The 12138-nt window shown below is 39.7% G+C and carries 11 protein-coding genes and 1 tRNA gene; 2 read left to right on the top strand and 10 right to left on the bottom strand.

Annotated features, from left to right (window positions below; all coding sequences use genetic code 11):
* Positions 1-30: 30 nt before the first annotated feature.
* The 9 genes from tolB to I6E82_RS14710 all read right to left on the bottom strand — a co-directional run bounded on the left by tolB (position 31) and on the right by I6E82_RS14710 (position 10351).
* Positions 31-1389: a Tol-Pal system beta propeller repeat protein TolB gene (tolB, locus tag I6E82_RS14750; RefSeq protein ID WP_101163332.1), complete on the bottom strand. Its 1359-nt coding sequence runs from the start codon at positions 1387-1389 to the stop codon at positions 31-33.
* 9 nt (positions 1390-1398) lie between these two features.
* Positions 1399-2325 (bottom strand): cell envelope integrity protein TolA, encoded by a 927-nt coding sequence (gene tolA / locus I6E82_RS14745; protein WP_007580388.1) that lies wholly within the window; start codon positions 2323-2325, stop codon positions 1399-1401.
* A 4-nt stretch (positions 2326-2329) separates the two neighbouring features.
* Positions 2330-2758: a protein TolR gene (gene tolR / locus I6E82_RS14740; protein WP_007580386.1), complete on the bottom strand. Its 429-nt coding sequence runs from the start codon at positions 2756-2758 to the stop codon at positions 2330-2332.
* On the bottom strand, positions 2745-3449 hold the full coding sequence (tolQ, locus tag I6E82_RS14735) for a protein TolQ (RefSeq protein ID WP_007580384.1): 705 nt from the start codon (positions 3447-3449) through the stop codon (positions 2745-2747). The genes tolR and tolQ overlap by 14 nt, the downstream gene beginning before the upstream one ends.
* 1407 nt (positions 3450-4856) lie before the next feature.
* Positions 4857-5864 (bottom strand): Holliday junction branch migration DNA helicase RuvB, encoded by a 1008-nt coding sequence (gene ruvB, locus I6E82_RS14730; RefSeq protein ID WP_007580382.1) that lies wholly within the window; start codon positions 5862-5864, stop codon positions 4857-4859.
* A gap of 7 nt (positions 5865-5871) precedes the next feature.
* Positions 5872-6489 carry a Holliday junction branch migration protein RuvA gene (gene ruvA, locus I6E82_RS14725; RefSeq protein WP_197118190.1) on the bottom strand — a complete coding sequence of 206 codons (618 nt, stop codon included), beginning with the start codon at positions 6487-6489 and terminating at the stop codon, positions 5872-5874.
* Positions 6490-6491: 2 nt separating this feature from the next.
* Positions 6492-7016 (bottom strand): crossover junction endodeoxyribonuclease RuvC, encoded by a 525-nt coding sequence (gene ruvC, locus I6E82_RS14720; RefSeq protein WP_002960649.1) that lies wholly within the window; start codon positions 7014-7016, stop codon positions 6492-6494.
* 130 nt (positions 7017-7146) lie between these two features.
* Positions 7147-9648, bottom strand: coding sequence for an ABC transporter permease (locus I6E82_RS14715; RefSeq protein WP_010554035.1), 2502 nt, complete (start codon positions 9646-9648; stop codon positions 7147-7149).
* Positions 9638-10351, bottom strand: coding sequence for an ABC transporter ATP-binding protein (locus tag I6E82_RS14710; RefSeq protein ID WP_008137049.1), 714 nt, complete (start codon positions 10349-10351; stop codon positions 9638-9640). Before I6E82_RS14710 ends, I6E82_RS14715 begins: the two co-directional genes overlap by 11 nt.
* Between I6E82_RS14710 and I6E82_RS14705 the strand changes: the two genes are divergently transcribed.
* Together I6E82_RS14705 and I6E82_RS14700 are read left to right on the top strand one after the other, a co-directional pair.
* Positions 10352-10975 carry an arylesterase gene (locus I6E82_RS14705; protein ID WP_165735410.1) on the top strand — a complete coding sequence of 208 codons (624 nt, stop codon included), beginning with the start codon at positions 10352-10354 and terminating at the stop codon, positions 10973-10975.
* Between the two features lie 110 nt (positions 10976-11085).
* A tRNA-Pro gene (locus I6E82_RS14700) sits at positions 11086-11162 on the top strand.
* 132 nt (positions 11163-11294) lie between these two features.
* Here I6E82_RS14700 and I6E82_RS14695 read toward each other — a convergent pair.
* Positions 11295-12026, bottom strand: coding sequence for a hypothetical protein (locus I6E82_RS14695; protein WP_197118189.1), 732 nt, complete (start codon positions 12024-12026; stop codon positions 11295-11297).
* Positions 12027-12138: the final 112 nt, after the last annotated feature.

Raw genomic sequence — 12138 nt, 5'->3', positions numbered from 1 at the left:
TAGATTCCTATTTTGAGTAAACCAGTAATATTACTGTAAGTATGGCGACCAAGCTGGTGCCTTTACTTGTCCGTCTAGCACAGGTAACCGTGCCTTAAAGCGGCCGTCCATCGATACTAGCGCAAGTACCTGTTTATTATTATGAAGCGTGCTATATATAATCATCGAACCATTTGGCGCTATGCTCGGTGATTCATCTAGGCGTGTTCTCGTTAATACTTGGAACGCGCCTGTAGCCAGCTCTTTCTTAGCAAGATGGTACTGCCCGTTGGTACGGTTAACCATCACTAATTCTTTTCCATCTGGTGTTATTGAACCAGCAAGATTCATATCACCATCAAAGGTGAGTCGTTGTGACCTACCTGTTTTTAAATTTAACTTATAAATCTGAGCATTACCACCCCTTTCAGATGTAAACACAATATCTTGACCATTAGGGTGCCAAGATGGCTCAGTATCTATGCTACGGTGATTTGTTAAGCGTGTTTCTTTACGTGTAGCTAGGTCAAGCATGTAAACTTCTGTTGCACCCGTCTTGTCCTTAGAAAGCACTAACAATAGCTTTTTACCATCTGGCGAAAACTGCGGTGCACCATTAATACCACGGTAGCTTGCTATTATTTCGCGTTTACCTGTGTATATATCTTGAATGTAAATTTGGCTTTGACGGTTTTCAAACGTTACATACGCTAACTTAGTACCATCTGGTGACCACGCTGGCGACATTAAAGGCTCTTTTGAGCGAAGTAATACTTGCTCATTAAACCCGTCATAGTCTGCAACAACTAACTGATAAGGCTTATCATCATTATCACGTACTATTACATAGGCAATTTTAGTTAAAAATGCGCCTTTTTCACCAGTCAATCTTTCATAAATAACGTCACTGATTCGATGAGAGTAACGGCGAAAACCACTTTCACCAATAACACTTTCACGCGCTTCCAAAATATGATCTTGGCTTTTAACTAGCTTACCATTACTCATCATTTGTGTGTTGCCACCGGTAATTTGGCCGCGGATCACGTCAACTAACTCATAACGCACTAAGTAACGCCCATCAGTTTGCTGCTCAACTTCGCCCACTAATATCGCTTCCACACCTTTATTAACCCAAGATGCGTAATCAATTTCGCTATCTTTGGTTGGCTGTTGTGGCATCTGCGCTACATCTACAGGTTTAAATTTACCACTGCGCATTAAATCGGCAGCAATAACACTGCTTAATTTTTCAGGGATTGGGCCAACACCTTGGTACTTAAAAGGTACTATAGCAATGGGCCTTGCACCATCTACACCCTCAGTTATTACAATTTCAAGTGCTGCATTAGCAACACCCACAAACCCAAACAGTAAAACTAAACAGGCTATTTTTATTTTGTTGAACATATCATTCCTTTAAAATTCTGGCTTGATTGTTAAATTAATATTCTTAAGTTGTTCGAATACGTCTTTATCTTTAGATACCGGTAATGTGTCGGCCATGCGCACTGCTCTTAATGCAGCTTCACATACCAACTTATCGCCACCTAATGATTTAACTTGCGTTACTAAACCATTAAAACCTAAACGAATATTTACTCGGCACTGTTGGTTTTTCATTTTTTCATCAATCAATAAGTTTTGCTGAATACGCGCCATAATTAATGCACGGTACTTATCAACTTCGCTTACCACTTGTTGTTGACGTATTTTACTACGGGCAGCCTGCTCTTTGGCAAGTTGCTCTTGTAACATTTGCTCTTGCATTGCTTGCTGGCGTTTACGTTCGGCCTCGGCTGCACGCTCTTTTGCTTCTTCTTCACGTTTTTTACGTTCAGCTTCTGCTTTTTTAAGTGCGTCTTCTTCGGTTTTACGCTTATCAGCAGCAGCTTTTGCTGCACTTTCAGCTTCTTGCTTTTGCTTTTCAGCTTGCTTAGCTTTAGCGCGCTCTTTTTGCTCAATGGCACGTGCTTTTTTAGCTTGTGCTTGCGCCTCGGCTGTTTCTTTTTCTTTAGCTTTACGTTCTTGCTCTAGCTTTTTAATATGCCTAGATTCAGATTCGCGTTGCTTACGTGCATTGGCCGCTCTGCGTTCTAAATCGCGGATACGTTTGTCTTCAGCACTTTTTTTATCTTTTTCTTTCTTTTGAAGTTCAGCAATTTTTTGCTCAACTTGTTTTTGATCAACTGTAACGGCTGACACTGCTTTATCTGGCGTAGGTATAGCCGAATTAAGCGTTACTTCCATTACTTTAGGTGCTGGCGGATGAATGTTTGCAGACGCATACAAAAAACCACCAATTCCTAAATGAAGTACTATCGATTTTACTACTGAACTATTCATACAGCTACTTCCCCTCAAAGGATTCAGTCATTAATCCTACTGATGGTACGCCTGCATTTTTCAAAAAATCCATTAGTAATAATACTTCTTGATACGACACCTTACCCGAGCCTTTAATCATAACTGGCACGTCAGGGTTTTTCATTAACTGTAATTTTATAACCGCAGCAACATCAAGTGCTTCCATAGGCTCTTCAGGATCAGTACCTACGCTTACATAATATTTACCCTCTGCATCAATTGAAGCAATAATGGGCGGAGTATCTTTAGTATCAACTAAATCAGACTCTTCCATTTTAGGTAAATCAACTTTTACACCGTGTGTAATAAGCGGTGCTGTTGCCATAAATATAATAAGTAATACCAACATTACATCAATGTAAGGTACTACATTAATTTCTGCGACCGGACGGCGCTTTTTACGCTGATACATTCGCTTGTGCCTCTATTTGTGTAGCTGCTTGACGGTGTAAAATATTAGCAAACTCTTCCATAAAGTTAATATAGTGAGACTCAAGCTTTTCAACACTGTTTGAAAAGCGGTTATAAGCAATAACGGCCGGAATTGCCGCGAATAAACCCATAGCAGTCGCAATAAGTGCCTCTGCTATACCGGGTGCTACCATTTGTAATGTAGCTTGCTTAACTTCACCTAGTGCAATAAAGGCATTCATAATACCCCACACTGTACCAAACAAACCGATGTACGGACTAATAGAACCTACCGTTGCTAAAAACGATAAGCTAGATTCAATTTTTTCAATTTCACGAGAAAGCGCAACACGCATAGAACGATGCGTCCCTTCCATAACAATACTCGCACTTTGAAATGTATTCTTTTTATGACGAGCAAACTCCTTAAAGCCTGAAGTAAATAAGGCTTCAATACCTTGAGACTGACCGCTGCGTGACGATATTTCGTTATACAATTTACTTAGATCAATACCAGACCAAAATTTTTGCTCAAATTTCTTAGCATTTGATAGTGCATCTGATATTGCTTTTTTACGCTGAAATATAATTGTCCACGACATTACAGACATGGCAACTAGCCCTAACATCACTAACTGAACAAGCAAGCTTGCTTCTAAAATTAGGTCTAAAAAATTAAGCCCTGATCCCACGTTAAACTCCTAAGTAATTTCAAAATACGGCAAATTGGTTAATTTGTGTAAATATGACCGTTTATACGGTCAAAAGTTGCATCTAGTGTATCTAGTCCATTTCAAGCTGACAACGGTATTGCTATGAATAGGCAACAAAAAACGTTAAAAAACAGCTTTAGTTGGCATTTCCCTTTGCCTCAGTATTTTATTTAATCTTTTAACTAGGGTCTGTTGATCTTTCAAGGTTAAATTTACAGCAGTCTGTTTGGTATTTATGCAAGGCAGAGCCTATGCGGTGTGGTTATTCCCCATAAATAGGCGATAACGTAGCATTAATGCCAAACAGGCGCTGCCCAAAGGTTCTTCCTAGGGGCTATTTACTCTTTGTTGCTCGGTTTTTACTTAGCCCACTAGGTTACAAATCTCGCGCCGCGATTAAATAGCCCCTAGATTGAACAAATTTCAATCAGCAAAGATCAACAGACCCTAAGCTCACTAATTATAAATATGCGTAAATATATAAGTAAAACGTCATAAAATGCGCCGTTTATTCAAAATAAGAGCATAAACACTCAAAACCTATAAGCCTTACCTTCACGTAACAGTAAAACTAATACCGAGCCACATCAAAAGAAATTACTTAAGCTAGAAATTTCATTAACTTATAAATTTAACGATTAATTAACGCGCAAGATTCAAACAACAATAAAATTCACCGAATTAGTTTTTCTAATCTGAAAATACAAATTTTCTAGTTTGAACAAAAAGATGATCTTACGTATTATTCTCCCATACCGAACTAGCGCACCGAATGAGATAGTTTCATTAAGCCAAGTTCTTAGTAATAGGATATTTTATCGTATTACATTGTTTTACTCTTTCTGGATAAAACCAAATTCAGTAAAACGTAGTTCCCTGGATTACTTCCTTCAACTTGTTGTTTGCCCGCATTTTTTGCGGGCTTTTTTTTGCCTACAATTTAGTGCGCTACATATTTTATACCAACCTGCATAAATCTTTGATCAATTTAACGAATTAAATTGCACTATAACGTCGTTAAAAATTTTTTATTTAGAACAACTAGATACAAAAACTTTTGCCTAGTTCTAGCGTAATTTTCTTAACGTTAAGTAGACCCCATATATAAGCAGATTGGTATTATTTATAAACTAATAATTGCTCTACCTATTTTACAATAAGTAATTCGGTTACTAGTTTGAATGGTACGCAGGATAGCTTCGCGAGTCTTAACGCCCTGTGAATTAACAGTTAACTATAAAGCGTATAAGTATTTTGAAATAACATTTGCAACAGTGTGCTGAGGTTTTGGGTAAAATACCAGCCGTATAAATATTTGAAAGAAAGGGATACTAAGTCAATTACCTGCTGCGCAATAAACCACAGCAAGCAATGTATATGATGAGGCTAGTCTTTTTTAGGAAGTAAACCAAAGTGATGATATGCACTGTCAGACACTATTCGCCCACGCGGAGTACGCTGAATAAACCCTTGCTGAATTAAAAACGGCTCTATTACATCTTCTATTGTTTCACGCTCTTCACCAATAGCTGCAGCTACATTGTCGAGTCCTACTGGGCCGCCCATGAATTTTTCAATTATGGCGAGTAAATATTTGCGATCCATATAATCAAAACCACTTTTATCTACATCAATCATATCAAGCGCTTGCTTAGCTACTTCGGCGTTTACTGTGCCGTCAGATTTTACCTGTGTGTAATCGCGTACACGCCGTAATAAACGGTTTGCAATACGTGGTGTACCACGTGAACGTTGTGCTATTTCGGTTGCGCCGTCGTCACACATTTCTAAACCAAGATAATGTGCAGAGCGCCCTACTATGTGCGACAAATCTTCTACAGAGTAAAACTCTAATCGCTGCACAATACCAAAACGGTCACGTAGTGGCGATGTAAGTGAGCCTGCTCGCGTAGTGGCACCAATAAGCGTAAATGCAGGTAAGTCTAATTTAATAGAACGCGCAGCTGGGCCTTCACCAATCATTATATCAAGCTGGTAGTCTTCCATTGCTGGATACAGTATTTCTTCAACTTGCGGGCTTAGCCTATGTATTTCATCAATAAACAGTACATCGCCTTCTTCTAAATTAGTAAGTAACGCAGCTAAATCACCTGCTTTTTCAAGTACAGGGCCGGATGTTGTTTTAATACTTACGTGTAATTCGTTGGCTACGATATTTGCAAGCGTGGTTTTACCAAGCCCTGGTGGGCCAAATATTAATAAATGATCGAGCGCTTCACCACGGGTTCGAGCAGCTTCAATAAAAATTTCCATTTGCTGCTTAACATGAGGCTGGCCTCTGTAGTCGGCTAAAAGTTTTGGTCTTATTGCACGATCTATAGAGTCTTCATTTGTTTTTTCAGTCGCATCAATTAAGCGATCCGCTTCAATCATGGGTTACTCACAACATTGATTTTAAAGATTCTCTAATAAGAACCTCAGTAGACATATCGGGTTTGCTTATCGATTTTACTGCTTTTTGAGCTTGTGGCAATTTATAACCTAATGCAAGCAGTGCCGATACGGCATCATCGGCTGCGTTATTAGCTATTGTCGCATCGCTCATTGGCTCTATTACTGCGCTGTCGCTAAATGGCGTAAATAAATCATTACCCCAATCTTTTAATCTGTCTTTCATTTCGAGTACTAAACGCTCGGCTGTTTTTTTACCTACACCCGGTAATTTAACTAGCGACGTTGAGTCTTCGTTATTTACACAGCTTACAAATTGCTTTGCCGACATGCCCGATAAAATAGCTAAGCCAAGTTTTGGACCAACGCCATTTGCTTTTAATAGCTCTCTAAACAAGGCGCGTTCAACTTTATTATTAAAACCAAATAATAATTGAGCATCTTCACGCACTACAAAGTGGGTGTAAACAATCACGTTTTCACCAATTTTTGGTAAATCGTAAAAACAGGTCATTGGCATTTGTACTTCGTAACCGACACCACTTACTTCGAGTAATATTTCTGGTGGCTGTTTTTCGACTAAAATACCATTTAAGCGGCCTATCATAGTTATTTCCTTAAACGTCCTCTAACGGTTTTGCTTGCGCTACCCGCTAGTTTAATTAAATTTTGTTCTGAGTGAGCGTGGCAAATCGCAATAGCGAGTGCATCAGCTGCATCGGCCTGTGGCGTACCTGGTAGTTTTAAAATATTTTTTACCATGTGTTGCACTTGAGTTTTATCAGCGCCACCGTTACCTACTACTGCTTGCTTAATTTGCCTAGCTGAGTATTCAAATACAGGTAAGTCGGCCATTGCAGCGCCAACAATCGCCGCGCCTCTAGCTTGGCCAAGCTTTAAAGCAGAATCGGGGTTGTGCGCCATAAATACTTTTTCAATGGCAAAGGTTTCTGGCGAAAACTGCTCAATAAGCTGTGTAATGCCTTGATAGATCATTTTAAGCCTAACCGGAAAAGGATGATCGGCTAACTTAATACAACCACTGCCTAAGTATGTAAATTTAGAACCTTGGTGGGCAACAACGCCATATCCGGTCAAACGTGAACCAGGATCGATCCCTAAAATAATGGCCAAACAGCACTCCATTGTTATTATTTTTAAATTACGCTAATAATGCCAGAGCACTGTATAAATTACCAGTACAAAGAAAAACAAAAATGCCCACGTGTTAGGTGGGCATTTGAAGGAGCATGTTAGTTTAAGCTTACCCTAGGGCACGCACTAATCCTTGGGTATTTTGTTTAAGTGTTCGGGCAATCATTAAATAGCCTAAACCAGCCACAAATACGCCGCCAGCTACCGGACCAATAATCCATATATGCGGGTGTAACTTACCTGCCAAATCAAACATTTGTTGCTGCACAATTAAAAGCGCTATATCACTAAAAAATGCGGCAACTAAGCCAGCTAAACCGCCGAGTAATAAAAACTCGTACAAGGTCGCGTTTTTAATTAATCGGCTTTTAGCGCCAAGCGTTCGCAGTATGACAATTTCTTGCATACGCTCACCTAAACTAGCTTGCACTTGCGATATAAGTACAAGCGCGCCACACAGCACAACAATTGCAAGTACAAAGCCAATGGCGAGTGATACTTGCGAAATAGTTGTTTGTATTTGCTTAACAAAGTTGTCAATATCAATCGCTGTAATAGTAGGGTAAGTACGCAATAACTGGCTAAAGTCACGCTTTTGATCTGGGTTTATACGTACCGACGAAATATACGTCGCCGGAAAATCTGCAAGTACATCTGGGCTTAAAATAATAAAAAAGTTAGGTTTAAGCGTGGCCCAATTAACTTTGCGCACACTGGTAATTTTAGCGTCGAACGACTGCGAACCAATTAAAAATGTAAGCGTATCGCCTATCTCAACATCTAAACGCTCAAGCATCGACTCCTCTACTGAGGCTTCAGCCATCGCATTTTCACCAAACCACGTGCCTTGTGTTACTTCATTTTGGTCAGGCACATCTTTAAGCCATGTAAGGTTTAGCTCGCGGCCAATACCTGCACGTGCTTCTTCGTCTTTTTTCTCGTTGTCTTGCAGCGATACTGAACGTGCTACCAACTCGCCATTCACCGCATTTACGCGCCCACGAATAGTGGGATAAAACTCTGATACTTGAATATCTTTTTGAGCTAAATATTCATTAATTGGCTCAAGCTCATTTTGCGTAATATTAACTAAAAACGCATTAGGCGCATCGGCAGGAAGTTGCGACTGCCAATCAGATATCATGTCGTTTTTAAGTACCACTAAAAACAGCAGTAATTTAATCGCTAACGAAAAACTAATTAACTGTACCGCGTTCACATTTGCACGCTTTTGAATAGATGCAATTGCAAGCGACCAACTGTTACCTGGCTTAAGCCCTAATTTTCGACCGCCACCAAATATTAATTTAGATATCAAAAACAACACACCAATTAGCGCAAGCGTTGAGGCAAACAAAATAAGCGTTATTTTTATGTTGTTACTAAATAACCACATTAATAAAAACACAGTTAGCGCACTCATGCCTAAATGCACACGACTTACTGCCAACTTGTCACCTAAGTTACGGCGCAGCACTCTAAGCGGTGGAATATCAAATAAATCAAATAACGGTTTAATAGAAAACATAACGGCACAAATTACGCCAGTGCTTATAGCCACCAGCCAAGGTTTAAAGCCACCTAAAGGTAGCTCTGTGCCCATACTTTTCGATAAGTAACTTGTTGCTATTTCTTGCAAGCCATAACCAATTAACAATCCAATACTTACCGCCATTGCACATACAAGCAATAAATGGAGCATGTATATTTTGCGGATCATTGAACGGCTACCGCCTAGCGTTTTCATCATCGCTACTGGATCGTATTGGCGTTCACAATAACGTTTTGCTGAAACGGCTATAGCCACTGCGGCTAAAATAATACCTAATAGGCCGGCAAGTAATAAAAAGCTCTCTGCACGGTTTAAACTATTTGAAATAGGTGATTGACGGTCTTTAACGCCGTACCATTGTTGGTTTTCTTTCATTTGTGGTTTAAGCCACTCGTAAAAGCTATTTATATCGGCCTCACTACCTGCATAAAGTTGGCGATAATAAACACGACTACCTGGCTGCACAACTTCAGTTTTTGCCACATCGTCAATATTAATAAGCACGCGGCGGCTACTCGAAAATACATTAAATGGCGCATCGGGCTCTTCTACAATAACTTTTGAAACATTAAATAATGCAGCGCCAAGTTCTACTTGCGCGCCTATATCAATATTTAAACTGTAAAATACTGATTCACTTAGCCACACATTACCAGGCGTTGGTCCGCTATTAGCAACCTTAGTTTCACCTGTTAAGGTATCCTTAACTTTTAACTGCCCTTTTAACGGGTACGCATTAGATGCCGCTTTTACTGAGCTAAACTGCATTTCATCATCGGCAAACAACATAGTGTCGAAGTACACCATTTGCGCCGTTTTTAAATTTTGGCTCTGTGCTTTAGTAATAAAAGCAGTGTCGAGAACATGATCGCTTGCAAGTACACGGTCTGCTGCAATAAAAGCACTGCTTTTTTGCGCAATACTTTGCCCTATTCGCTCAGTAACCATAGACAGTGTAAGCACGGTTAAAACAGCAAGGGCGATAGCTGCGCTTATAACTGTTAGCTCACCACGGCGAAATTCTCGCGAAAATAACTTAAGCGCTAACTTAACCCACATTAGCAACGTCCTCTACTTGGCTTTTTACCAGTAAGCCCGCTTCTATTTGAATAATGTGCTCACATTTTTGTGCAAGCCCTTCATCGTGAGTAACCAAAATAAGCGTAGTGCCGTGTTGCGTGTTTAAATCAAATAATAACGACTCAATCATTTTACCGTTTTTGCTGTCTAAATTAGCCGAAGGCTCATCAGCAAACAATATTTTAGGCGTACCAATAAATGCTCGCGCAATAGCAACACGCTGTTGTTCACCGCCAGAGAGTTGCGACGGGTAATGGTCAATTCGATGGCTCAAGCCTACTTTTTCAAGTAATGCAATTGCTTGCTCTTTTGCGTCACTTTCACCAGCAAGCTCTGCTGGCAGCATAACGTTTTCTAGTGCAGTTAAGCTTTGTACTAACATGAACGATTGAAACACAAATCCAATTTTAGCCGCGCGCAGTGCAGCACGCTCTTCTTCATCTAAATTGTGTAATGGCTCGCCATCTAAAAATATTTCGCCGCTGCTTGCGGTATCCAGCCCTGCTAATAAACTGAGTAACGTTGATTTACCAGAGCCCGACGTGCCAACAATAGCAACAGACTCGCCATGCTTGACATTAAAGCTGATGTCGCTGAGGATGGGCAGCTCACCTTCAAAGGTAGAGACTACTTTAGACAAACCATTAACCTGAATTATATTTAATTGAGAAAGCGCTGACATATGACTCATTCAATCCTTCGTTTAGTATTCATTTTATTTTTAGTTATCAAACCGCTGAGTGCAGTAGCCGACAACACGATTTTAATACTCGGTGACAGTTTAAGCGCAGCCTACGGACTTCGACAAGAAGAAGGCTGGGTAAAATTGTTACAAGATAAATACGATGACGAACAAGCCGACATTGAACTTATCAACGCCAGTATTAGTGGCGAAACATCTGGTGGAGCCCTACGCCGTTTAGATGCATTGCTTGAGCAATACGAACCCACTCATGTACTTATTGAGCTAGGTGCTAATGACGGTTTACGTGGTTTTCCAGTCAAAAAAATGCAAACTAACTTAACGTCTCTTATTCAAAAAAGCCAAGCAGCTAATGCGATGACCGCCTTAATGGAGATTTACATTCCCCCTAATTACGGTCCGCGTTACAGCAAAATGTTTACAGACACTTTTTCGCGCGTTAGCGAAGAAACAAATGCGCATTTAATGAACTTTTTTATGCTCGATGTTGCTGGTCAACCTGAGCTAATGCAAAACGATAGTTTACACCCTAACAAAAAAGCTCAGCCATTAATACGAGATGAGATGTATGACTCGATCAAAAAGTGGTTAAATAAAGACTAGCCAATTAATACACCGCAAGAGTGCCTTTTTAGGTCTCTTGCGTAATAAACACCCAAACAAACAATCGCTTATTGATTTTTAAAAAAATACACGTACTATTGCATACAAATCGGTATGTGGCGCAGCTTGGTAGCGCACTGTCATGGGGTGGCAGGGGTCGAGAGTTCGAATCTCTCCATACCGACCAATTTAGAAGCCTCAAAGATAATCAGAATCAACCACTTAGTAACACTCTCAGTTACTTCAAGTCAGTCCTTCATAAGCTTTAAATATACTCAATATTGTGAACGTTCACAACCTTGTTCACAGATTCACGATACTAAAACAGCCTGTAAAACTTTCTATATTCCTGTATTAAATCTTGTGAAAACCCTAAGTCTCCACTAAGCGCACCAGTTATAGCTTGTTGATATAGCTGATTAATTTTAGAATCTCTATTAACTGCGTAAGCTACCCACTCAGATAAATGGTCAACATCAATGTCTTTATGCTGGTCATGTAGATAATCTTCAAAACTACCCATAAGACTATCAGTAAGTGTTTCAAGTTCTTTTTGAGCTCGTTCAGGTGATACTCCATAACTTTCACTTAAATCATTGAGAGCTTCAACAGGTAAACTATTCCCTGCTAAAACATCTGATACAACGCTACTCGTAACTGATGAACCTAATACGTCTTCAATCTGTGCTGCTGTATTCATTGTCTCAGCATCGTCTATAAGATAAGCGTCAGGGTTATCGTAGCCTTCATTAGCTTCTTCAGGTTCAAACATTGCGTCAGCGTCTTCTAGATAATCGTCAAAGTTATCAGCATAAATTGATTTACTTACTAAACCAGCTTCAATCATGTGGTCTACTTGTCCAGTGATACCATTTACAGTAATCAAAGTATCTGGTTGTATGTCTTTAAACTGTACTGGTTTACCTTGAGCTGTCTTAATGTCTGTCACTGCGCGTTCATTGTTAGCTTCTTCAAGATGTTCTTCATGCTCTAATAGTTGAGCTACTTGTTGTTGTGTTGTAGGGCACAGTTCATCGAAATGAATTGACATAAAGTCCTCCTTGTTATTGATTAATATAATTTAATTAGTGACCTCCTGAGAGGTGATATAAGATCGTGTTATTGTTTAATGATGGGATAACCTAGAGACAGGCTTAAAGTCT

It is taken from the genome of Pseudoalteromonas sp. NZS11 (assembly GCF_015864765.1).
In the GTDB taxonomy this organism is placed as follows: domain Bacteria; phylum Pseudomonadota; class Gammaproteobacteria; order Enterobacterales; family Alteromonadaceae; genus Pseudoalteromonas; species Pseudoalteromonas arctica.
Note: the sequence above shows the minus strand (reverse complement) of the source record. Positions and strands in the feature narration are given on the sequence as shown.